Consider the following 25,168-nt stretch of genomic DNA (forward strand, 5'->3'; position numbering starts at 1 on the left):
CAGAGCGTTCAGACCACTGGCTATAAGAAGGAGCAGTCCAGTTGGTGCTTTTTATCAACAGGACTGCTTCGGCTTATAGACATGTGGTCTGCTCTGTGCAGCTCGTCTTAGATAGAGAGAGTGGAGCGCGGCGTTTAGATTACCGGCTATAAGAAGAAAAGGGTCAGTTAGGTGAACTTTCCTAACAGACCCTTTTCAGCTTATCGACGTGCAATCTGCCGCGCGCAACTCGTCTAAAGAGAGCGGAACAGAGCGTTCAGACCACTGGCTATAAGAAGGAGCAGTCCAGTTGATGCTTTTTATCAACAGGACTGCTTCGGCTTATAGACATGTGGTCTGCTCTGTGCAGCTCGTTTTAACTAAAGAGTGGCTAAAAGTAGATTCTACAATATTTGACATTGGTAAGTAGAAAATACACTTCTGTTTAACTCTAACCCCATTAGAAACTCATTCTTAGAAATTACTGGAGGAATATGGGGTTGCTTATAGCCATGAAAAGGATGTAAAAAAAGGAAACACTGTGGGCGTACGCCCAAGTGTACCATGCTTGTAAGCTGCTGAAGCAGCAACAATCATGGCTTTCCATAAGCAACCCTATAGGCCGGAGGAAATTTCTTTACTAACGTTAGAAGATGAAGATCCTAAAAGTAAAAACATCAAGGAGAACCTCCTTGGTGTTTTTTTTGCAAAATGATACTACCTATCTTTTTAACTCTTCCATTGACTAGTAAAAAAAGAGGTTCTAGCCGCAATTAATCGCAGCCAGAACCTCTTTTATTTGCACAGCTTAAAATGTATCAATCGTAAAGCTGATTTGTTTCGTGTCTCCTGATTCCAGTAAAATAATGCCGTCTTTTTCTTCTAACGTGCCTATTTCACCAGCAATATCTGGAAGTCCAAAGAAGGGCTCGATACAAATAAATGGTGCGTCGATTTGTTCTTTTGTCCATAGACATAGATATGGGAAGTCACTGACGTTTAAGGTTACCCCATGTTCTTCAGGACTAGTCAAGGTAATTTGATTCAATTTTGGCTCATCAATAATAATCAAACCGTCACGGAATGTTTCATGATTCATTTGCATCACACCATCGCGCATTTCACGAAGCACTTTTCGGTTTCCACTACGATAAGGCAGTGGGTTGCTTTCGAAGTATCTAACCTCTTCTTTTGGACTGATCGTAATCGTGTAATCTTCGTAGTTGCCGGCTCCGTTTAACGGAACGTTGAAAGCAGGATGACCTCCGATAGAAAACGGCATGCGTTCTTCTGAATGGTTATCCACTTTATAGCTCACAGAGACTAGTGAACCGATTAACGTGTACTCAATGGTCAATGTAAACTTATAAGGATACATTTCCGCTGATTGTTCGTTGTTCTGTAACGTGAATACCGCTTTTTCATCCGATTCTTTGATGGCTTCAAAGTCCATTTCCTTCGCAAAGCCATGTTGCGGCAGCTCGAAGACAGCGTCGCCTTTTTTGTATTTGTACTCATTCAAACGGCCAATGATCGGGAACAAGTTCGGCGCGTGGCTGCCCCAGTATTCGGGATTTCCATTCCAAAGGTAGTCAAAACCTGCTTTCTTATTGTAAATCTTTTGCAATTCTGCTCCTTTAGATGAAATCTCAACAAGCAGTTCTTCATTTTCCAATGTAATCACGTAAATCCCTCCAAAAATAAAATCGTTTTTCTTTTTCATCATAAATCTTTTTCTACTTTTTAGCTAACAGAACATTTTAATTAAACAGAGGAATGTGTCTTCTTATTCTCATAGCGATCAAAACAGCTAACCCGGCTTTTACCAAATCGCCTGGTATAAACAAGCCCATTCCTGTCCAAAAGACTTGTGTAATGGAATAGCCTGCTCCTAAGTAACCATTTAAAATCAGAGCCATGTAAGGCATTCCAATCAAGTAAGTAAGGAAAGTCCCGACTATCGTTGCTTTCGCGTAAGAAACCATGTTGTTTTCCCACTTGAGCAACATCCTGCTCATTGCCCATGCTGCTAAAATAAAGCCGAACAAAAAGCCAAAGCTGGGACTCAGTACTGATTGACCTCCGCCAAACACTAATTTCAGCACCACATGCAGCACTTGCGTCAATAAGGCGGCTTTTGGTTTTAACAACAGACCTGTCACCAGTACAAAAAGAGTCTGCAGAGTAAACGGTACGGGTCCCATCGGAATAAGGATAAATCCGCTTATAAACGTCAAGGCAGCCATCAGACTGATTTGCGTAAGGTCTCTAACCGATAAAGTCATTTTTCATTACCTCCCACCAATCGAATGCTGATTTCTCCATAACGCAAGGTCTTCATTTGTCCATCGTTCAGTTCCACAATTAATCCGCCTTCGTCATCAATCGCTCGCGCAGTCCCGCTCATGACTTTCTGTTTGTCTGTAAACGAAACTGCCTGACCCAAAACGAAACAGCGTTTCCGGTATTCGTCCAAATACTGGATACTGTCTAAATGTTGGTATATATCATCTAGCTGGTTGATAATTTCTGCTGCTAGATGATTGCGCGTCAACGTTACTTCTTGCTCTTGGAATAAAGCGCCGATAATGGATCGAAACTCTTCAGGAACTGAATCAGAAACTTTAAAATTCAATCCGATCCCTATGATAATGGAATCAATCGTTCCCGTTTCAAAATTCAGGATTCCTTCTGTCAAAATACCGCAAATTTTGCGTCCGTCAAGAAAGATATCGTTCACCCATTTGATTACGGGTTGTTTACCAGTTAGTTTCTCAATCGCTTGACATACCGCTACTGCTGCTACTGTAGTGATGGAAGCTGCGTTCAACTGGTCCTTATTTTTGTAGATCAAGCTCATGTACAGACCTGTTTGGTGAGGAGAGTAAAACTGTCTGCCTAAACGACCTCTTCCTTTTGTCTGTTCTTCCGCTAATAAGATTCCTTTGTTGATAGAGCGCTCATTAATGATGTTTTTAGCTTCATCATTTGTGGAACCGATTTGCGGATACACTTCAATGAAATCCGGTTCTTCTTTGAGCAGGGAATGCAGAACGGTTTTAGATAAAATATCCGGCTCATTGGTCAAGAGGTAGCCTTTGTTGGTAGTGGCTTCTATTTGAAAGCCTTCTGACTGCAATGATTTGATCGCTTTCCAGACAGATGTTCTTGAGACAGCTAAATGGTCGGCTATTTCCTGACCTGACACTGCTGATTCTTTATGCTGGTTTAAATAATCCAATACACGATTTTTTGTTGCCATTTTTTCACGCTCCGTATGTCATTTCTTATCTTCAGTTTACTTTTATTCCGCTCGTTGTCAACCATATTTTTTTAAAGGGTAACAATAAGCATGAACAATCCTAACGTTAGACAGCTAAAGAAACAAATTTATTCAACGTATCGTTGGTTTGGCTATTATTCAAAAAAAACTGCAATCTTCTATATAGAAGATTGCAGTACTATTTGCTATTCAATATCCAAAGGCACTCTTTTTGTTGGAGCTGGAAATGCTTGATCCAGTCTGTCCAACTCTTCTGAAGTCAATTTGATATCTTGAGCAGCGATGTTTTCTTTCATGTGTTCCAGATTTCCGGTACGTGGAATAGCAATGGTATTTTGTTGATGAAGAATAAAGGACAAAATTACTTGCATTTCGCTTACTTGATGCTTTTTAGCGATAGCTTGAATCGTATCGTTATGCTGCAAGCCTGAATTTAAATTACCGCCTTGTCCCATTGGGCAATACGCCATCACAGGTATGCCTATACTGTCCATATAAGGTTTCAAAGCAACCTCGATACCGCGTGAGCCTAGGTGGTACAATACTTGATTGATTTGATTTTGGTCACCATCAGCTTTATTCCGCAATGATGCTACTTCTTCTAAATCAAAATTGGAGATTCCCCAAGCTTTGATTTTACCTTCTGCTTTTAATTCTTCAAAGACTTCGATCGTTTCTTGCAGCGGCACTTGTCCAAGCCAGTGCAATAAATAAAGGTCCAAATAATCTGTTTGCAATCGTTCCAAGCTGGCGTTTAAACTTTGACGCATTCTTTGTTTACTCGCATTTTGAGGCAATACTTTTGATACTAATTTAAAACTTTCTCTGTCGATACCTTGAATCGCGTCACCCACTAACTTTTCAGAATTTCCATTACCATACATTTCAGCTGTATCAATTAACGTCACACCATGTTGCAGCGCATATTGAATCACTTCTTTTTCTTGCTGGTGATTCTCTTGTCTATCCCCCAAATGCCACGTCCCTATGCCAAATTTAGGATATTCTTCCCCATTTGGTAATTTAACCATTCTATCCCTCCTTGTAGACTTACTTTATCAAATCAAATCAGGTATAGGAAACTGGAACGCGTCAGCGTGGAGAAAAAAGTTTGTTCCCTCGGAAGTATTCATCAAGTGGCACTGTATTTTGGTCTCACTTGATCACTAAATCCGCTTTATTCTTCAAGTGACGCTTCTTTTGTACCTCACTTGATCACTAAATCCACTTTATTCTTCAAGTGACGCTTCTTTTGTACCTCACTTGATCACTAAATCCGCTTTATTCTTCAAGTGACGCTTCTTTTGTACCTCACTTGATCAGTAAATCCGCTTTATTCTTCAAGTGAGGCTTCTTTTGAGACTCACTTGATCACTAAATCCGCTTTATTCTTCAAGTGACGCTTCTTTTGTACCTCACTTGGTCACTAACGCCACTTTATTCTTCAAGTGACGCTTCTTTTGTACCTCACTTGATCAGTAACGCCACTTTATTCTTCAAGTGACGCTTCTTTTGTACCTCACTTGATCACTAAATCCACTTTATTCTTCAAGTGACGCTTCTTTTGTACCTCACTTGATCAGTAAATCCACTTTATTCTTCAAGTGACGCTTCTTTTGTACCTCACTTGATCAGTAAATCCACTTTATTCTTCAAGTGACGCTTCTTTTGTACCTCACTTGATGAATAAAATACACCAGTCTTATCTGCTTCGCTTTGCAATTAAAAAAGAACCCGTCACCGAGTTCTTTTCTTTCAAAAAATTGATTCAGATACTTTTCGTTTTCGAAAAGTTCACCTATTAACACTCATTTCTACTCACCCAATTGCGCCTCTGGTTCGTCTACTGATTTCCCGAAGAAATATAGGAAAGCTGCTGTAACGATCATAGACACCGGCAACACGATCCAAATCGGCAAACCTAATCCTGCTGGCAGGAAACCAAAGAGAACAGAAATGATCCCAACAACAATCGCGTACGGCAGTTGCGTTTGCACGTGGTCTAAGTGGTTTACACCCGCTCCCATAGAAGACAGAATGGTCGTATCCGAAATAGGCGAACAGTGGTCTCCAAAGATCGCTCCAGTCAATACCGCTCCTGCTGAAATTACAATAAATTCCGGGTCTCCAGAAATCCCTGCTGCTAATGGAATCGCTAACGGCATCAAGATCCCCATCGTTCCATAAGAAGTTCCTGTAGCAAATGCAATAACGGACCCCAATATGAAAATAATAGAAGGCAACAAGAACGCTGGTAAAGAATCGGATAGTAAAGATACCAAGAATCCAGCTGTTCCTAAATCAGTGATCGAAGCACTTAATGACCAAGCCAACAGCAAAATAGCTCCTGTAATGATCAGCGACTTCATTCCATTGATCCATGTATCAACAGCTTCTCCCCACGTAAAGGTTTTTTGTTTCACACCCATTGCCATAGCCACAAGACTAGCCAGTAAAGCAGCTTGGAACAACACGATGCTGGCGTCAGAAGCACCAAACGCTTCTTGGATAGCCGAAAAAGAAATGGGACTGCTTTGCATAGATTGGATCAATTCGGCGTTTTCTCCCGCCATGATTGCATTGTATCCATTAAAGTAAAATCCGATCAATGATGCTGCAATCAATGTACCTATCGGAATGATGGCATTCCAGATACTTAATTTGACACCTTCTACTGGTTCCATTTCATCCAACTCACTGGAAGAAGGACTCGGGTTGATCTCTTCTATATTCGTTGGATCAAATTTTCTCGCTCTTCTTTCTGCCTTGAGCATCGGTCCAAATTCTTTTAAAAATAGGGCTGTACAGACGACAAACAATAGCATCAAAATGTTGTAGAAGCGGTAAGGAATCGTTTCAATAAAGACACTATAGGCATTCACCGATTGTCCGATTGCTTCATAACCATCTTGGATCAAGCCAACTTCATACCCAACCCATGTAGAGATCAACGCAATTCCGGCAACTGGAGCGGCTGTGGCATCGACAATAAAGGCCAATTTTTCACGCGAGATTTTCTTTTCATCTGTTACGGGACGCATGACCGGCCCAACGATCAACGCATTGGCATAGTCGTCAAAAAAGAGAAATAATCCCAATAACCATGAAATCACTTGCGCACTGATTGGGCCTTTAGCTTTTGAAGCCAGTGCATTTGCTACCGCTCTGGTCCCGCCCATTTTAGTCATCAAAGCGATCAAACCGCCGATGACCAATACTTGCAGAATGATTCCGGCATTATAACGGTCAGCTAGTGAAGATAAAGTATACTCCACAATACTTAAAAATGACTGAACGATTGCAAACAACACATTTCCATCCACTGAATGCAGCACCATTGCTCCTGCAAAAATCCCTAAAAATAAAGATATGATGACATTTTTTGTTACGAATGCCAGCAGTATAGACACTACAGGCGGAACTAATGAAAACCAGCCAAACTGAATGGCGCCATCTGCGCCAGTCGTAAAGTCAGCTGAAAAAGTAATAAACACAAACGCTAACGCAATTATTCCAATAACTATATTTTTTTTCACTACTAAACTCCCTTTCTTTTTGAGCACAAAAAAAGCGATACCTAGAGCTCTAATCAACTCAAGGCATCACTTTTGTACATAGCATTATATACATTATTTGACCTTTTTGCTGATAGTCCTCCACAAATTTTTGTAAATTTATGACAGTGATCAGCATATTCTGCTGACCCCCAGCTTCCAATATTTGGCCATATTGCAAACTTCGGCGATTCATCCTTTCTAGTCACTTCATCGTGCCATCTCTGTGACTGTACTTTTAAAAATCGCGCCTCTATCTTTTTTTGTATTCCATGCTATATTACACAATATTTTTATGGGTTGCAACCCATGTGCGGTATTTTTTCAGTGGACTTTCTCTTTCGGTGATTCGTACATTAATTTCTTGGTGCCTTTCTCTCTTGTTTTCTAAGATTAAGAAATCCAGCAATACACACTACAAGAGCACTTAATGCGTCTACGATCAGATCCTCCATCGTATCGACCAAAGCATCACGTCCAACCAACACCGTTCTATCCGCTGTAATAAATTTCTGCATGTTGGTTCCTAAAACAGTATCTGCTAAAAATTCATAAATTTCCCAAATCGTTCCTGCCGCCAGTGCAAAACAAAAAGCAAACAAAGCGACAAAAATCGGGCTTAAATGGATGTTCACTTTTTCTGAATCGTTAAAGAAACTGACTACCACAAAACCTAAAGCTCCTAGCATCGCTCCGCTAAACATGTGAAGAATCAAGTCCCAACTGGGAACACGATAGTAAAAATCTCGTACTTCTCCTAAATAGATTGCACAAAATAAGAATACAAAGTACATAACTTCCATGATATCAGGGATGTTCACCGAAAATTTCCGTTCAATGAGTGACGGAATAAACATGACGATCACACCTACTAAACATTGCAACAATGTCAATACATAATCACTTTTTACTTTTTCGTATCCGTTGTCTGCTACGCCTGAAGGAGCTGTAAACAACATATATACAGCATAAATAACGGATAATGCCAATAATACCAACACAACTCTACCAACTATATCTTTCCACCTGGCTGATTTGTCTTCACTTTTATGATTCACTCTTATAACTCCTCCAAAATAATCTATAAAATCTTATTTTACCACACGAATAGTACCAGAACCTATCAATTTGATAAGATTTACCTTATTTTTTGACACTTAAAAAAATTTAAAGAAAACCGAAGAAAGATTGCTATCTATTTGGTATTTCCGTACAATTATGAATGTATTTATTATCACAACATAAGGAGATTAATAATGAGTTATATATGGATGGTTTTAAAAGGTATGTTAATGGGAATAGCCAACATTATTCCAGGGGTCAGCGGAGGAACTATGGCGGTTTCACTAGGGATTTACGATGACTTGATTTATTCGATTACACATTTAGTTAAGGACTGGAAGAAAAGCTTCCGCATCTTGCTTCCTTTAGGCGGGGGATTGGTTTTAGGCATTATTGGTTTTTCTTATTTAATCGAAGTCTTGCTTAGCCAATACACGTTGCCCACTGCATTAGCCTTTATTGGATTGATATTAGGTGGGATTCCGATCTTGGCAAAATCTTTTTTACTCGCTTTACGTCAAGAACAAAAGAAAGTTTCATTTTTCCACATTGCATTATTCATTGTCTTTTTTGCTCTTGTTGTCAGTCTTGCACTAGTTCAAGCAGAAGGAAATACGATGTCAACTATCACTCTTTCATTTGGATCAGTCATCACCATGTTCTTTATCGGGGTCATTGCTTCGGCTACTATGGTCGTACCAGGCGTTAGTGGATCACTGGTACTTATGGTCCTTGGTTATTATTATGGTATTCTAAATTCGGTCACCGGCTTTTTTAATGCTTTAACTTCCATGGATATGGGGCAATTATGGCATTATACAGGAATTTTGTTCCCGTTTGGCATAGGTGTTCTAGCAGGGATTTTCCTAATCAGTAAATTGATTGAGTACTTGTTTACAAATCACCCTACTTTAACTTACAGCGGAATTCTTGGATTAGTTTTAGCTTCACCATTTGCTATCCTGTATAACACCAACGCTTTAAATGATCTTCAAGGTTCAAATGCTCTGCTATTTTTAATTCTTGGATTGATTCTTGCAGTAGTTTGTTTCTTGTTGACTTATTATTTAGGAAAAACGGAAGAACCTGCATAGTCGTAAAAAAACATGACTTGAATTTTTAAAAATCCAGGTCATGTTTTTTTAGAAAGCTTTTCCATCCTAAAAATGCTAAACTGTGGGTAAGAATTTTATACGCTGAAAAACAAACGGATGTTAATTTTGAAAGGAAGATACTTGATGGAAATCCATGTGATGACTCTTGATGAAAAGTTAGCTTATTTAGAAAGTAAATCTTATTCTGGAAATGATCTGGGAGTGACGTATACAAAAAATAAGACGACCTTTAAAGTTTGGTCGCCTCTTGCTGAAAAAGTTGTGGTAAATCTTTACCAGACTGGAGACAGTGCCGAGAATTCATTGATCCAATCTTACCCTTTAACGCATGAGAACAATGTATGGACCGCCAGCTTAGCAGGTGATTTCGAAGGCCTCTTTTACACTTACACCATCACCGTTAGCGGCACATCCAACGAAACGATGGATATACATGCAACAGCAGCTGGTGTGAACGGGAATCGTGCAGCGATCATCGATTTTGATAAAACCAATCCTGAAAACTGGTCTGAAGATGATCATGTTACCCAACAACAGATAACCGACGCTTTTATTTGGGAAGTCCATGTAGCCGATTTTTCTTCGGATGAACATTCTGGAATCAGTCTGGAAAATCAAGGAAAATATTTAGCTTTTACGGAACTGGGAACAACTTACAAAAACGAAAAAGAATTCTCTACAGGCGTCGATCATTTAAGCAAACTGGGCGTGAATTATGTTCATCTCTTACCTGTTTTTGATTTTGAAAACGACGAGGAAGGTTCAGATTACAACTGGGGCTATGATCCTAAAAATTATAATGTCCCTGAAGGCCGTTATTCTTCAGACCCGCGCGATCCCTCAGCACGTATTCGTGAATTTAAGCAAATGGTCCAAAGTCTGCACGCACAAGATATTGGTGTGGTGTTGGATGTAGTCTACAATCATACGCTTGAAACCGAAGATTCCAGCTTTAATTTGACCGTTCCCGACTATTATTACCGCCAAACGGACACTGGTGAATTTGCGGATGGATCAGCTTGCGGGAATGAAACAGCCAGCGATCGCAGTATGATGCGCAAATATATGGTGGATTCTATTTTATATTGGGCTTCAGAATATCATTTGGATGGTTTCCGCTTTGATTTGATGGGGTTGCATGATGTTGAAACAATGAATGCGATCCGCACAGCATTAAACGAAAAAGGCCTGCAGCATGTGATTCTTTACGGAGAACCTTGGGACGCCGGAAGTAATGAGATCAAAACACCCAATATCCCTGCCAATAAAGGGAATGCATCTCATTTCATGGATGGTATTGCCATTTTCAATGACGATTTTAGAGATCCTGTAAAAGGTTCGGTTTTCAACAAGACTGATGGAGGTTTTCTGCAAGGTCAAAACGGGATTGATTTTCACGATGCAGACGTCATGGCTGGAATCAGTGCCAATACGATTGGTGCTGCTGCTTCAGAATATGAATTGGCTGACAAGACTTGGGCCAGAAACCCAGCACAAGTGGTGAGCTACAATTCTGCTCACGATAATTTAAGCCTTTATGACAAATTGGTGGAAAGTACTTTTGATGAGCCCTATTTTGGCAGAAATGACTGGGTCATTCAAATCAATAAATTAGCTGCTGCCTTGCTGTTTACTTCTCAAGGTACCTTGTTTATGCAGGCAGGAGAGGAATTTGGCCGTACTAAATTTGGAGACGAGAACAGTTTCGTGTCTTCTATTGATGTCAATAAGCTGGACTGGAGTCTGCTTAAAACGAATAGCGACCTGGTGGATTATTACCGAGGGTTGAGTCAGATTCGCCGCAAATTTACTCCGTTAAGAGACGCTACCGCACAAACTGCGAAAGCTATGGCTTTTTCTCGTGACTCTATTGAAAATCTAATTGCTTATACGATTCCGAATTCTTACGCAGGAGAAAGCGATTGGAAATGGATGGCAGTCATCTTGAACTCATCTGGTGAAACACATGAGGTTACTTTGGAGAGCCATACTGATGAATTACCTACTCATTGGACTATTGTCGCTAACAAAGACCACGCTGGATTAGAAGCGTTGGGAACGGTAGAAGGAAGTACGATGACGATAGAACCGCACAGTGCTTTGATTTTAGTTTCTTAATAGTTGAATGTTCACTTTATGGTGTTGGAAAAGAAATTCCTTCCGAATTCGAGGTTGCTTGGTGAGACCCATGGGAACGCTTGGAAGGTACAACCCCAAAAAGTTAGAGTAAAATCTAATTTTTTGGGGTCTTTTTTTATGACAAAGTATAGTGTAGTGAAGAATTTAAGCTGCAATTGTTCAAGAATATTTTGGCTATCATTTATTAACGAAGAAACAGGAAGTTTTCTCCTCACCCTATCTTTAAATGCTGCACGAATAGGAAAAAACGAGTCTGAGACAGCCGTTGGCACTGTTGTTTTATTTTATTACTCAAGTGAGACTTAATTTAATGTCCACTTGAAGAATAAACCCATTTTATTACTCAAGTGAGACCTTAATTTTATGCCACTTAATAAGTAAACCTACTTTATTCTTCAAGTGGGGACTTATTCAATGCTCACTTGAAGAATAACCTTCATTCACTCATCAAACGAATATCTCTTTCACGCTGAATAGAGCATCCCACTGAAAGAAGACATTGATATTATCAAAGAACACTCCAAGAGTCGTACCAATATTATATGATGAAAAAACCAATAGATTAAATTTCCAAGAAAAACCCGCTCTCTTCGGCAATCAATTGTTGAAGAGAGCGGGTTTTTCTTATTCTTCTAGTGACCTTTTCTTTTGCACGATTGCCGTTCAATAATCTGATGCGGCAAGATCATCTTGACCGCCAATGTTTGTTTGCCTTCCATCAATTCAATCAGCTGATAAACAGTTTGTGATGTCAGCGAATCAGTATGTAGATCGATAGAAGTCAGTTCAGGTTGAGATTTTTCCGCAAAAATCGAGTTATTGAATCCAATAATCGAGACATCTGCCGGGATTTTCAATCCAAAACCACTGAGCATATAGCTCATATTCAATGCGATCAAATCATCGCTGGACACGATACCGGTCGGAAAATCGCTGCTGCTAAACAGCTGCTGGATTTTTTTGCGGTAAGCTGCTTCAGGAAGAGTCACATCTAGCATCAAATCCGGATCAACGGCCAATCCTGCATCTTCCAACGCCTGCCCATAACCTTTTAGTCGCTCTCGAATCACCATTTGTTTTGTATCTTCCCCGATAAAAGCAATCCTTTGGTGACCTAGTTCCAACAGATAGTTGGTCGCATCTTTTCCGGCAATCACATTGTCGTTATCGACATACAGCATTTCATTTTCGTATTTATACGGTTTACCGATCATCGCATACGGCACTTTTTCTTGGTGCAGGTATTCGATAATAGGGTCATCTTTTTTGGAATACAACACGATAAAACCGTCTACTCGTCCGCCTTTGGCCATCGTTTGAATACTTTCCAACAGCTCTGCTTCCGTTGTTCCCGAAGCGATCGACACCATATACTTCTTCTCGTTACAGGCTTTACTGATCCCTCGAATCATGCTGAGAAAAAAGGTGTTCTGAAAAGCTTGACCTTGGGAGACCGGCAAAATAACTCCAATCGTTTGAGTGGTCTGATTGACTAAACCGCGCGCGGTCAAATTAGGCCGATATCCGACTTCTTCCATGATGCGCCGAACGTTTTGCTTCGTTTTTTCACTGATACTTGGAGAATCCTGGATGGTACGCGATACAGTTGAAGTGGCAACTCCAGCTTTTTTTGCTACATCTTTGATTGTGACCGACATCTGCGCACATCCTTTCTGCCTTTATTTTAAGCTATTCCGTTGGTGTTGTAAACGTGTACTTGGTAAAGGACCGATGCATTCTCCCTGGTTCCAAGATGATGGATCGAAATTCTGGATGGTGTACGGCATCCGGAAATTCTTGTGTTTCTAAGGCTATTCCGCGGTGGCTGCTCATTTTTTCTCCATCCACTAAATAATCTTCGTCCATTCCTGTCGTTGAAAAGACAACGACTGCTTCGCGATTCGTTTCGATCTTCAAAGAACGTCCGCTTTCTGGCTCACACAACCGAATCGTTTTTGCTCCAGACAATTTGAATGGCGTATCGAACCCTTCACGCCGTTCATTGATCGCATCTGCCAGCCTTTTCGGTTCTCTAAAATCAAGCGCTGTCTCTGCAACGGGAAGTAAACGTCCTGTTGGTATTTTGGTTTTGTCCGTTTCCGCATAGCTTTCTGCATCCATTTGCAAGGTGTGTTCCAATATCTTGCGTTTGGTGTTGCCGCTCAAGTTAAAATACGTATGATTGGTTGGATTAAACAGTGTTGTTTGATCCGTTTCTGCGGTAACCAGCATTTCCCATATATTGTCATTGGTCCAATAATAGGTCACTGTTACTCGCAGATTCCCCGGATAGCCGTTGTCTCCATCTGGACTCATCAATGAGAAAGCGACACCGATCCTATTGTCTTCTTGAACGATTTGACTGTCCCAAACAAGCTGACTGAAATTGTGCTCTCCGCCATGCATATGATGCTTTCGATTGTTTTGAGTCAATTGATAAGTTGACCATGTACCATCAGCGATCCGTCCCGCTACTCTTCCGATAAAAGCCCCAAAATAAGGCGAATCCTTTACATAATCCTCCAATTGCTTGAACCCTAAAACCACGTTTTCCTTTTTTCCCCATTGGTCCGGTACTTCGATCCCCGTCACTACTGCCCCATAATTGATGCAGCGAAAAACCGCTTGTTGATCATTCGTCAGGACATATTCAAAAACTTCCTGACCTTCATACCAGCCATAGTGTTGTTTACGCGCGTCCAATCGTTTCACTCCATACATTTTCCAATAAAGCGACAGTCAGATCAGCCGTGCTTGGGACAACTTTTGCAGCTTTTCCCAAATTTTTGCTTTCACCCACACCGATAGAAACCATATTAGCCGCATTGATAGAGTCGATTCCGGCAGCTGCATCTTCCACACCCACACATTCGCTCACATCAACGCCCAACTGTTTAGCGCCTGTCACGAAAATTTCTGGATCCGGTTTACCAGCTTTTAATCCAGCTGGGTCAACAATCTCATCAAAATAGTCTGTGATTTGGAGTTTATCCAAAATGGTTGGACCATTTTTACTAGCAGAAGCTAAACCTAATTTGATATTGTTTGCTTTCAGTTCATCCAACAAGGCTTTAATGCCAGGCAATAAGTCGGATGGCGACATTTTTTCAATCAACGTTTTGTACAAATCATTTTTTTCAGTAGCCATCGCTTCTTTTTCAGTTTCTGAATAAGCGTCTTGTTTGTTGCCTTTTTCTAAAATGCGGTTCAATGAATCCGTACGGCTGACTCCTTTTAATTGTTCATTGAATTCTTCGTCGATTTCAATCCCAATTTTAGTTCCTAAGGCTTTCCACGCTTCAAAATGGTAAGCCGCTGTATCCGTAATGACTCCGTCTAAATCAAATAGTACTGCTTTCATAAGCTGGTTGCTTCCTCTCTATTGGTTCATATTTTGTGGTGCTTTGGTTTCAGTCGTATAAACGTCATTTAACACTATGGATTCGCCGTAAACAGACATTTCCAAGGTTTCGCCTTCAAGCAACACGATCGCTACTTCTTCGTTGGTCACCGAAATTTTCAATAAGCGTCCACGGTAATTGATGTGGAAAGCATAATTCGTCCAGTTTTCCGGCAAATAAGGTCTAAAAGACAAGTGTTCATGAACGGTTTGCATTCCCGCAAACCCTTGAACGATTGTCAGCCAGCTTCCGGTCATCGAAGTAATGTGCAAGCCGTCTTCCGTATCATTGTTGTAGTTGTCTAAGTCCAAACGAGCTGTACGCGCATAGAATTCTACGGCTTTGTCCATTTTACCAAGGTCTGCTGCCAAAATCGCATGGATACTCGGAGACAAACTAGATTCATGCACGGTCATTGGTTCGTAAAAATCAAAGTTGCGTTCGATTTCTTCCATCGTGTAATTTTCTTTAAAGAAGTAAATTCCTTGCAAAACATCCGCTTGTTTGATGAACGGTGAACGCAAGATTTTATCCCATGACCATTTTTGATTCAATGGTAAGTCGGCTGGGTCCAATTCAGAAACTGGGCGCAAATCTTTATCTAAGAAAGTATCGTGTTGCACAAAAACTTGCTCTGTTTCATCATAAGGATAATACATTTTATTGATGATGTCTTGCCATTTTGCTGCTTCTTCTTTGGTTACTTGTAAAGTGGCTTGTTTTTCTGAAGAAAGTGTTAAAGATTCTAACGTATACTTCAATGTCCAAGCAGCCAATTTATTTGTATACCAGTTGTTGTTGACGTTATTCTCGTATTCATTCGGACCTGTTACTCCATGTACCATGTATTGATCTTTTTTGCGGTTGTAATGCACACGGTCTGCCCAGAAACGACTGATGCCGACTAAAACATCCAAACCTTTTTCTTTCAAATACGTTTGGTCGCCTGTATAGTTCGTGTAATTGTAAATTGCATAAGCCATCGCACCATTCCGGTGAATCTCTTCAAAAGTAATTTCCCACTCATTGTGGCATTCTACCCCGGTGAAAGTGACCATTGGATACAACGCACCTTTTAGGCCTTGTTGGTGCGCATTGTGTTCCGCTTGAGGCAATTGATTGTGACGGTACGACAATAAGTTTTCGGTTATTTTGGGATCTGCTAAAGCTAAATACAACGGAACTGCATAAGCTTCTGTGTCCCAGTAAGTTGCGCCGCCGTATTTTTCACCCGTAAAGCCTTTAGGTCCAATATTCAAACGAGTATCTTCTCCATAGTAAGTAGAGAACAATTGGAACAAGTTGAAACGGATGCCTTGTTGAGCCGCAGGATCGCCACCGATTTCAATATCAGCTTTTTTCCAACGTTCCAACCAAAGCGATTCATGGCGCATACGCAATTCTTCAAAAGACAACTGATCCACTACTTCACTGATTGTACGGCTTTGTTTTTCTACATCCGCTTTAGCGTAATCACGAGAAGTCGTCAACACGATGCGTTTTTCGATGACCGCTTTCTCACCAGCTGCTAACGTTCCAGCATACGTTTGGGAGACTTTCATCTCAGTCACCAATTCGTCTGTCTTTTCCAAATTAGTCACGTGGTTAGACATCATAGCGCCTACGGTAAATTGCTCGATCCCGAAGTTATTTGGTTTCGTTTCGATGACTAAGCTGTTTTTCGCTTGAGAAACAGGAAGCCAGAATTTTTCATCGTAATTGGAATCTTCATTGGTTACATTTCCATCAAGAGCAGGAATTAATTCTAGTGTCACATCATCAGTCAAACTGGTTACTTCCATTTTAACGGCACACAGTTCTTTTTGGTCTAAGCTGACAAATCGTTCAACAACGACTTGAACTTTTTTACCAGCTTTTTCTACTATATAACTTCTTTTCAAGATTCCGTGCTGCATATCCAATTCCATTTCAAAATCCGAAACAGTATCTGTATACAAATCAACTTTTTCGCCATCCATTACAATATCTAATTGAATAAAGTTCATTGTATTGATTACTTTACCAAAATATTCTGGATAGCCGTTTTTCCACCAGCCAACACGTGTTTTGTCCGGATACCACACGCCGCCAATATAACTCCCTTGATGGCGGTCCCCTGAATAAGCTTCTTCAAAGTTCCCGCGCATTCCCATATAACCGTTTCCAATACTGGTCAAGCTTTCTTGCAATCTTCGTTCATTCTTGTTTAATTCAGTTGTTTTTATTTTCCATTCATCTACTTCAAATAATCGTGTATCTGCCACTTTATTTCCTCCTGTCGCTGGAATTGCGTAAAACGAAATTATTGCAATCCATGCTTTCTTTATTCGCTAACGCAAGTTTAAACGCAAACGATTGCATTGTCAATTTGAAAGGGGTTCATTTTTCGATCTCCGTTTAGTTATAGTTATAAAAAGCTTGATATAAAGGTATTTCATATTCTTGTTACCGGTAACAATTTTATCGAAACTAAAAACGCTTGCATTTTTTTAAGGTAGGACTTATATTTAAAGCAATCGTTTGCATAAGCAAATTGAATATTTTAAAGGAGGATTTAAAATGAAACAATTATTTTCATTTGATTTTTGGCAAAAACTAGGTAAAGCGTTAATGGTCGTTGTGGCTGTTATGCCTGCCGCCGGATTAATGATTAGTATTGGAAAAATGATTGCCATGTTCAGCGGAGATGTTACTCTTGTAATGACCATTGGGAGTGTCATGGAAAATCTTGGATGGGCTGTTATCAACAACCTACATATTTTATTTGCAGTGGCTATTGGTGGTTCTTGGGCTAAAGAACGTGCCGGCGGAGCATTCGCTGCTGTCTTAGCTTTTATTTTAATCAACATGACTTCAGGTGCCATCTTCGGTGTAACTTCCGATATGCTGGTAACTGAAGGTGCTACGACAAGTACGCTATTCGGACAAGTAATTCCTGTAGATGGTTACTTTACTTCTGTTCTTGGGGCTCCTGCTTTAAACATGGGTGTGTTCGTCGGAATTATTTCTGGATTTGTGGGAGCTATTATTTTCAACAAGTATTATAACTACCGCAAATTACCGGAAGCCCTTTCTTTCTTTAATGGAAAACGTTTTGTTCCTTTCGTAGTCATTTTATGGTCCGTAATTATTTCAATCGGATTGGCTCTTGTATGGCCGGTTATTCAAACAGGAATCAACAACTTCGGGCAGTGGATCGCAACTTCTAGCGAAACTGCTCCTGTATTTGCACCATTTATTTACGGAACATTAGAACGTCTACTGCTTCCTTTTGGTTTACATCATATGTTGACAATTCCAATCAACTATACTGCTCTTGGTGGTACTTACACGGTTTTAACTGGCTCTGGTGCTGGTGGACAAGTATTCGGACAAGATCCATTGTGGTTAGCTTGGGTCAGTGACTTAGTGAACTTGAAAAACGCTGGTGATACTGCTGCTTACAATGAATTATTGACTACTATCACTCCTGCTCGTTTCAAAGTCGGACAAATGATTGGTGCTGCTGGTACATTATTAGGAATTGCCTTTGCAATGTACCGTCGTACTGACAAAGAAAAACGCCCTAAATACAAATCTATGTTCCTTTCTGCTGGTTTAGCTGTTTTCTTAACAGGTGTTACTGAGCCGCTTGAATTTATGTTTATGTTTGCTGCACCAGCTTTATATGGAGTATATGCTGTTCTTCAAGGAATCTCATTTGCGTTGGCTGATATCATTACATTGCGCGTTCACTCATTTGGTATCCTTGAATTCTTGACTCGTATCCCAATGTCTATCAATGCCGGATTAGTCTGGGATGTTGTCAACTTTGTCATCTCTTGTGTGGTCTTCTTCTTCTTGGCTTACTTTGTTTCTTACTGGATGATCGGCAAATTTAAAATTGCTACTCCAGGTCGTTTGGGCAACTATATCGAAGAAGGAAATGCTGACGGTGAAGTTGCAACTGAAGGAGTTCCCGCTGCAACAGGCACTGCTGATGCACAAGTTACTGGAATTATCGAAGCTTTAGGTGGAAAAGACAACATTTCAGATGTAGATGCTTGTATGACACGTCTTCGTGTAACGGTTAAAGATCCTGAAGTCGTTAAAGATGAAGCCGCTTGGAAAAGACTTGGCGCTTTAGGTTTGGTGAAAAAAGGAACAGGTATCCAAGCCGTTTATGGACCAAAAGCTGATGTCTTAAAATCAGATATCAATGATATATTAGGAGTGTAGTTTTGAAATTTTTAACCTTAAACACGCACAGCTGGATGGAAGAAAATCCTTTAGAGAAATTGGAAGACTTATGCGACGCAATCATTCGTCACGCTTTTGATGTGATTGCATTGCAAGAAGTCAATCAGCTCATGACGTCTCCCCTCGTGGAATCGTCTGAACTGACTGCTTTTTATGAAGCCAATAAGGAGTATCCCCTCAAAGAAGACAACTTCGCTTTTCTATTGCAGCAAAAGTTGAAAGAAAAAGGACTGGCTTACTATTGGACTTGGGAACCTTCTCATATCGGGTACGATATCTATGATGAAGGACTAGCCGTCTTGAGTTTGCATCCGATCCAAGAAGTTTATTCGTTTTTTGCTTCAGAAAATACAGCTTACGACGATTACAAAAGCCGCAAAGTAATCGGTATCAAATCAGCCGATCACTGGTTCTTTAGTTTACATTTGGGCTGGTGGCATGATGAGCATGATCCGTTCCCAGCACAATGGGAGAAATGCACTGCTGTTTTTGATCGTTTAAAAGCGCCTGTCTTTTTAATGGGAGATTTCAATAATTCTGCTCAAGTTGAGCAAGAAGGCTACGAATTGGTCACCCAAACTTGGTTCGACACCTATCATTTGGCAAACCAAAAAGACGCTGGATTTACCGTTGCAGAAGCTATTGATGGCTGGACAGATAACCAAAGTGGTTTGCGCATCGATTATATTTTTTCCAATCGTCCCGTAAACGTGCGTTCTTCTAGAGTGATATTCAATGGTGTCAATGAACCGTTCGTTTCCGATCATTTTGGAATTGCTGTAGAAATCAAAAAATAACAATTGAAACGTGTTTCCACATTTACCCCTTGTGAAAACTAATGGCTAGAATTTTACAGACTAACATAATCAACTATAGAGACTGACCTAAATTCGATTATTCCTCGATTTTAGGTCAGTCTTTTTGGCTTATCCGAGCTGCTTGGCGTTCTTCCTATCAGAGTCGACTTCTCATTTTATATCCTCAAATAGACATTGCCAAACAAGTTAGAGCCATTTGATCCTCTCCTATTACCCTAAATGGATGCTACTGACCAAGTTAGAGCCATTTGGTCCTCTCTTATCACCCTAAATGGACGCTATCGATCAAGTTAGGGCCATTTGATCCTTTCCTATCACCCTAAATGGATGCTACTGACCAAATTAGAGCCATTTGATCCTTTCCTATCACCCTAAATGAACGCTAACGATCAAGTTAGAGCCATTTGATCCTTTCCTATCACCCTAAATGAACGCTAACGATCAAGTTAGGGCCATTTGATCCTCTCCTATCACCCTAAATGGACGCTACTGACCAAGTTAGAACCATTTGATCCTCTCCTACCACCCTAAATGGACGCTACTGACCAAGTTAGGGCCATTTGATCCTCTCCTACCACCCTAAATGGACGCTACTGATCAAGTTAGGGCCATTTGATCCTTTCCTATCACCCTAAATGGACGCTATCAATCAAATTAGCACCATCTAACCCTTTTCTACCACCTCAAACAGAACCTCCTCAAAAACATTACAGCCTGCGCTTCACTCTTCTTTAAAAGCTAAAAGCGGATTAATTGAATCTGTTTCGGTGAACGTGTACCATTTTATATACAGAAGAAAAAACGTGTCCAAATGATTTAACTTAAAGGGAGGTTCTTCACATGGATTTAGGGATCAAAGAAAAAACAGCTTTAATTGTCGGAGCTGATTCAGGTCTTGGTTTAGCAACTGCTAAAACACTCTTGGAAGAAGGTGCGACCGTCATTATCACAGGGATAGACCAAGAAAAACTCGACCGAGCTGCTGAAAGCTTAAGCGACCAATCAAACGTGCACCATTATCTTGCCGATGTGACGAAAAGCGAATCACTGAAAAAATTGCATCAACAGATTCAACAAGATATTGGTATAATCGATATTTTGGTACACTCAGCAGGCATTTCGGGTGCAAGCGGTCTTTTCCATGAAATCGATGAAGCAGACTGGCGAGAGACGCTGGATGTCGATTTGATGGGTGCTGTGCGTACAGTCAAAGAATTTTTGCCAGATCTAAGAATAGGTGGCTGGGGTAGGCTCGTCATGATCTCTTCTGAAAATGCTGAAGAAGCTTATCTGGATGAAATCCCGTATGACTGCGCTAAAGCTGGTATGCTGGCGTTAGTCAAAGGACTCTCCAAAACTTATGCCAAAGAAGGACTTTTAGTCAATGCTGTCTCACCGGCCTTTATCGAGACACCTATGACAGACACTATGATGGAAGAGCGTTCAAAAGAACTGAATGTCTCAAAAGAAGAAGCTATCCAATCATTTCTGGATAATAAAAGACCCAATATCGAGCTGAAGCGTCGTGGACAACCGGAAGAAGTCGCGGCAGTGATTGCTTTCCTTTGTTCAAACAAAGCTTCTTTCGTGAATGGTTCTAATTACCGCATTGATGCTGGTTCAGTTTCTACGATTTAATTTGGAGAAGGAGGAATAAAAATGGCAGAAGAATTAAGTGATATCCAAAAAATGCAGCAAGCAAATCAAGCATATGATTATCTGATTATTGGTGGTGGTATGGTTGCTGGCTATGCTGCTAAAGGGATTCGAGAGCAGGGCGGTACTGGGTCAATCAAAATTTTATCCAACGATAAAGACGTTCCTTATACGCGTCCGGCCTTGACCAAAAAACTGTGGACAGACGACTCTTTTACTGATGACCAAGTCCCCTTAAACACCACCGAAGAAACAGGTGCTGAAATCCAATTGGGAGCTGAAGTTACAGCCATCGATCGAGCTAGACATACGGTCCAGCTAGCAGACGGATCAGTGATCGGTTATCAAAAATTGCTGTTGGCAACTGGTAGTGAACCGACTAAAATCGAAGGTCCCGAATCGGATCAAGTGATTTTTTTCAGAAGTTGGGAAGATTACCGCAAGTTACGTGCTCTTTCGGGTAACGACCGACATATTTTAGTAGTCGGCGGCGGTTATATCGGAGCTGAATTAGCAGCTGGTTTGATTCATAATAATACACGCGTCACCTTGATCTATCCAGATGGAGTATTAGGCTCCAGCCAATTCCCTGAAGAGATCGCAAATGAATACGAAGCAGCATTCAAAGAAGCTGGTGTTGAAATGGTGAGCGGCAAACGCGTTGAATCTTACCGAAAAGAAGATGGTGAATTTGTCTTGACCCTTGATGATGAAACAGAACTAAACGGAGATGCTGTTGTATTTGGTCTAGGTGTTTCCCCACGTGTTTCTTTAGCTGAAGAAAGCGGGTTGAACGTAGAGGACGGTGTCGTGGTAAATGAATTCCTAAGAACCGATGATCCTGATATTTACGCAGCTGGAGATATCGCTTCTTATCCTGACCCTATTCTAGGCCGCGACCGTATCGAACATGTGGACCATGCCCGTAATTCTGGAGAAGCTGTCGGAAAAGCCATGGCGGGTTCAAATGAACCTTATGACTATACACCTTACTTCTACTCTGTCGTGTTTGACATTTCATGGAAAGCTATCGGAACACTGGATCCTGAATTAGATACGTTGATTGATGAAGTAGATGATGGAAAAGTTATTTACTATCTGAAAGACGATAAACCAGTCGGAATTCTCTTGTGGAATGTTGAAGCAGATTTAGATGATGTCCGAAAAATCCTCAGTGACCCTCCTGCTGATTCTTCTGCGCTAAAAGGAGCCCTTCACGAAAAATAAAACGTTTAGTCAATTAAATAACCTCTTTCTGCTGTCTCAGCCGCAGAAAGAGGTTATTTAATTTGTTCGTATCATATGGACAATACTATAGAAGAAAGAGAACCTAGAAACTTTTTTCGTGTTTATTCTACTTTTACAACTGGCAAATTCTATTGTGGATCATTTGCACAGCTCACTATAAATAACGCATCTAATCCGGTGGCTAAATTTGTTCATTTTTTCTTATCCATTGCTTTTCTTCTTTTTGCATACCATTTTTAGCGTAGCAGTCTCTAAAAAAATGGTCAACAAAACAAAATTTTTTTCTTTGTTCAAATAATACATTTCTCCAAAGATTCCCTATTTTAAAGCATTTTTTGAATATTCAGAATATACAACATTGTACATAATATTAAAAATGAGAGGTTTTGCTAAATTCAAACTTGTTTTTAATAAAGAGTGCACTTATACTAATACAGTATTAAAAAATTTGAATGGAGGAAATAATTAATGATAAATAAAAAATCTACTTTGTTATTATTATCATTGTGCACTGCTTTTGTATTAGCAGCATGTGGCGGCGGTTCAGGCGAAACCTCCGAATCTGGAGAAGAACAACAAGTATTGAATTTAGTCGAAACTGCTGAGATCCCTACTATGGATTCAACACAAGCTACGGATACTGTTGCTTTTACTGTTTTGACAAATGTAAACGAAGGTCTTTATCGCCAAAAAGACGACGGCTCTTTAGAATTAGGTATGGCTGCTGAAGAACCAACTATCAGCGAAGACGGCTTGACATACACATTCAAAATTCGCGAAGACGCTAACTGGTCTAACGGAGAACCCGTAACAGCAAATGATTTTGTTTATGCATGGAAAAAGCTGGTTGATCCGGCTACAGCCGCTTCTTACTCTTACATGATGGACGGCGTTATTGCTAATGCTTCAGAAATCATTGGCGGAGAAATGGCAGCTGACGAACTAGGCGTTACAGCTGTAGACGATAAAACGTTGGAAATACAATTGGTTACCAATCTTCCATACTTCGAAGATTTACTTTCTCTAGCTATGTTCTACCCTCAAAACCAAGCTTTTGTGGAAGAACAAGGTGACAACTACGCATTATCTAGTGATGCTTTAGTTTACAATGGTCCTTTCTTACTTGAAGACTGGACAGCAGCAGGATTATCTTGGACATACGCTAAAAACCCAGATTACTGGGATGCAGCAACAGTTGCTCTAGACCAAATCAATGTAGAAGTTATTAAAGAAACTTCAACAGCTTTGAACTTATATGACACTGACGCTACTGACCGTATCTTGCTAAAAGGTGAATACGTAGCTCAAAGAGCTGGTGATGCAGAAATCCACACTATGCCAACATCTTCTGTATTCTATTTGAAATTTAGCCAAAATGACCCTGAAAGCCCATTAAACAATGAAAACATTCGTAAAGCATTGTCAATGGCATTTGATAAGGAAGCTTACTCAAAAGTTGTATTGCAAGATGGTTCTATCCCAGCTAACGCTTTAGTACCTCAAGGCTTGGCTACAGACCCAGAAACTGGCGAAGACTTCCGTGAACAAAATGGCGACTTGTCAACTTATGATGTAGCTGCTGCTCAAGAATTCTGGCAAGCTGGTCTGGATGAATTAGGTGTAGATTCTATTGAGTTAGAATTATTATCTGATGATACAGACAACTCAAAACGTTCTTCTGAATTTATCCAAAGTGAATTAGTGACTAACTTACCTGGATTGAGTATCAACTTACGTAATGTACCGTTCAAAGTTCGTTTAGCTTCTGATAACTCTGGAGATTACGATATCCAATTAGCTGGTTGGGGTGCTGATTACGCTGACCCGATTAACTTCTTAGAATTGTTTGAAACAGATAACGGAAACAACACTTTAGGTTACTCTAATCCAGAATACGATGCTTTGATTCAACAAGCTCGTGCTGAAGTAACTGATTTAAGTGCTCGTTGGGATATGTTATTGCAAGCAGAACAAATCTTGATTGAAGATGGCGCAATTGGTCCTATCTATCAACGTGCAAATGCAGTTTTAGAAAAAGATTACGTTAAAGGTATTGCAGAACATTTAGTAGGAGCACAATACACTTACAAATGGGCATCTGTTGAAAAATAATTTTTTTAACCGTTTAATCAATCTTTGATGAAGGAACAAAATAAAGCAATCATCCGCCTCCGTAATTTTGAGTTGGCTGATAATTGCTTTATTTTATGATTATAATAAGTAATCCCATAAGGATAGTATGCTGAGAGCTAGAAGAATGATTCCAATCGTTAGAACAGATTGATAACTTTTTCCTACTGACTTAGACAGTGCGTCTTGACTGTGGTTATCTTCTATTTCGTCTGAATCTTGCTTTCTTTTTCTCAGCCTGGCTATTCTTTTCATGCTGTAGTGAAAAAAATCAAAGGTCCCTTTGGATAGAACGAAACCGAAAAGGCCGATGATCAGCAGCGGCAATGCCGCTAAAAACAAGCTGTTGGATAATTCAATCCATTGGATGGTTTGATGCTTAAACCACTGATAAAGCACAATCGCACTAACGAAAATAAATGAGATCAACAGATTTTTTTTAGTGAATTTCATGATTTGTGAATCCTTTCTTTGAATGAACATTTCTAATGTAACTAAAAAATACGTTAAATACAATTCAATTATACAATTCTGAGTTATTTTT

The 25,168-nt window shown here is 40.2% G+C and carries 18 protein-coding genes and 1 riboswitch; of the genes, 7 read left to right on the forward strand and 11 right to left on the reverse strand.

Going from position 1 to position 25,168, the window contains the following annotated elements:
• Positions 1–787: 787 nt before the first annotated feature.
• The 6 genes from ACEN4I_RS05640 to ACEN4I_RS05665 all read right to left on the reverse strand — a co-directional run bounded on the left by ACEN4I_RS05640 (position 788) and on the right by ACEN4I_RS05665 (position 7,874).
• Entirely contained in the window at positions 788–1,663 is an 876-nt protein-coding gene (locus ACEN4I_RS05640) for an aldose 1-epimerase family protein (protein WP_407102327.1), read from the reverse strand.
• Between the two features lie 76 nt (positions 1,664–1,739).
• Positions 1,740–2,264 (reverse strand): biotin transporter BioY, encoded by a 525-nt coding sequence (locus tag ACEN4I_RS05645; RefSeq protein ID WP_407102328.1) that lies wholly within the window; start codon positions 2,262–2,264, stop codon positions 1,740–1,742.
• Complete coding sequence (locus ACEN4I_RS05650) at positions 2,261–3,241, reverse strand: biotin--[acetyl-CoA-carboxylase] ligase (RefSeq protein WP_407096398.1); 981 nt, start codon at positions 3,239–3,241, stop codon at positions 2,261–2,263. Before ACEN4I_RS05650 ends, ACEN4I_RS05645 begins: the two co-directional genes overlap by 4 nt.
• Before the next feature lie 206 nt (positions 3,242–3,447).
• Positions 3,448–4,293, reverse strand: coding sequence for an aldo/keto reductase (locus ACEN4I_RS05655; protein ID WP_407102329.1), 846 nt, complete (start codon positions 4,291–4,293; stop codon positions 3,448–3,450).
• A 783-nt stretch (positions 4,294–5,076) separates the two neighbouring features.
• Entirely contained in the window at positions 5,077–6,798 is a 1,722-nt protein-coding gene (locus tag ACEN4I_RS05660) for a Na+/H+ antiporter NhaC family protein (protein WP_407102330.1), read from the reverse strand.
• A gap of 105 nt (positions 6,799–6,903) precedes the next feature.
• A riboswitch (Lysine riboswitch) is annotated at positions 6,904–7,080 on the reverse strand.
• 92 nt (positions 7,081–7,172) lie between these two features.
• Positions 7,173–7,874 (reverse strand): hypothetical protein, encoded by a 702-nt coding sequence (locus ACEN4I_RS05665; RefSeq protein ID WP_407102332.1) that lies wholly within the window; start codon positions 7,872–7,874, stop codon positions 7,173–7,175.
• A 198-nt stretch (positions 7,875–8,072) separates the two neighbouring features.
• On the opposite strand from ACEN4I_RS05665, the gene ACEN4I_RS05670 reads away from it, so the two are divergent.
• Positions 8,073–8,972 (forward strand): DUF368 domain-containing protein, encoded by a 900-nt coding sequence (locus ACEN4I_RS05670; protein ID WP_407096394.1) that lies wholly within the window; start codon positions 8,073–8,075, stop codon positions 8,970–8,972.
• 144 nt (positions 8,973–9,116) lie between these two features.
• Positions 9,117–11,111, forward strand: coding sequence for a type I pullulanase (pulA, locus tag ACEN4I_RS05675; protein WP_407096393.1), 1,995 nt, complete (start codon positions 9,117–9,119; stop codon positions 11,109–11,111).
• Positions 11,112–11,764: 653 nt separating this feature from the next.
• Here pulA and ACEN4I_RS05680 read toward each other — a convergent pair.
• Genes ACEN4I_RS05680 through ACEN4I_RS05695 form a run of 4 tightly spaced genes read right to left on the reverse strand, consistent with a single transcriptional unit; the run spans position 11,765 to position 16,797 of the window.
• The gene (locus tag ACEN4I_RS05680) at positions 11,765–12,790 is read right to left on the reverse strand and encodes a LacI family DNA-binding transcriptional regulator (protein WP_407102334.1); all 1,026 of its coding nucleotides are present in this window, start codon (positions 12,788–12,790) and stop codon (positions 11,765–11,767) included.
• A 31-nt stretch (positions 12,791–12,821) separates the two neighbouring features.
• Positions 12,822–13,844: an aldose epimerase family protein gene (locus ACEN4I_RS05685; protein WP_407096391.1), complete on the reverse strand. Its 1,023-nt coding sequence runs from the start codon at positions 13,842–13,844 to the stop codon at positions 12,822–12,824.
• On the reverse strand, positions 13,822–14,493 hold the full coding sequence (gene pgmB / locus ACEN4I_RS05690; RefSeq protein ID WP_407096390.1) for a beta-phosphoglucomutase: 672 nt from the start codon (positions 14,491–14,493) through the stop codon (positions 13,822–13,824). The genes ACEN4I_RS05685 and pgmB overlap by 23 nt, the downstream gene beginning before the upstream one ends.
• Before the next feature lie 18 nt (positions 14,494–14,511).
• Positions 14,512–16,797, reverse strand: coding sequence for a glycoside hydrolase family 65 protein (locus tag ACEN4I_RS05695; RefSeq protein ID WP_407102336.1), 2,286 nt, complete (start codon positions 16,795–16,797; stop codon positions 14,512–14,514).
• Between the two features lie 295 nt (positions 16,798–17,092).
• On the opposite strand from ACEN4I_RS05695, the gene ACEN4I_RS05700 reads away from it, so the two are divergent.
• The 5 genes from ACEN4I_RS05700 (at position 17,093) to ACEN4I_RS05720 (ending at position 24,606) form a co-directional block, all read left to right on the forward strand.
• On the forward strand, positions 17,093–18,751 hold the full coding sequence (locus ACEN4I_RS05700) for a PTS transporter subunit IIBC (protein WP_407102337.1): 1,659 nt from the start codon (positions 17,093–17,095) through the stop codon (positions 18,749–18,751).
• A gap of 2 nt (positions 18,752–18,753) precedes the next feature.
• Positions 18,754–19,569 carry an endonuclease/exonuclease/phosphatase family protein gene (locus ACEN4I_RS05705; RefSeq protein WP_407096387.1) on the forward strand — a complete coding sequence of 272 codons (816 nt, stop codon included), beginning with the start codon at positions 18,754–18,756 and terminating at the stop codon, positions 19,567–19,569.
• Positions 19,570–20,430: 861 nt separating this feature from the next.
• Complete coding sequence (locus ACEN4I_RS05710) at positions 20,431–21,228, forward strand: SDR family NAD(P)-dependent oxidoreductase (RefSeq protein WP_407102338.1); 798 nt, start codon at positions 20,431–20,433, stop codon at positions 21,226–21,228.
• Between the two features lie 21 nt (positions 21,229–21,249).
• On the forward strand, positions 21,250–22,473 hold the full coding sequence (locus ACEN4I_RS05715) for an NAD(P)/FAD-dependent oxidoreductase (protein WP_407102339.1): 1,224 nt from the start codon (positions 21,250–21,252) through the stop codon (positions 22,471–22,473).
• Positions 22,474–22,962: 489 nt separating this feature from the next.
• Positions 22,963–24,606 carry a peptide ABC transporter substrate-binding protein gene (locus ACEN4I_RS05720; RefSeq protein WP_407102340.1) on the forward strand — a complete coding sequence of 548 codons (1,644 nt, stop codon included), beginning with the start codon at positions 22,963–22,965 and terminating at the stop codon, positions 24,604–24,606.
• 99 nt (positions 24,607–24,705) lie between these two features.
• Here ACEN4I_RS05720 and ACEN4I_RS05725 read toward each other — a convergent pair whose 3' ends face one another.
• Entirely contained in the window at positions 24,706–25,077 is a 372-nt protein-coding gene (locus ACEN4I_RS05725; protein ID WP_407096383.1) for a DUF3899 domain-containing protein, read from the reverse strand.
• Positions 25,078–25,168: the final 91 nt, after the last annotated feature.

This window comes from Desemzia sp. FAM 23990 (assembly GCF_045528485.1).
Classification (GTDB): Bacteria; Bacillota; Bacilli; order Lactobacillales; family Carnobacteriaceae; genus Desemzia.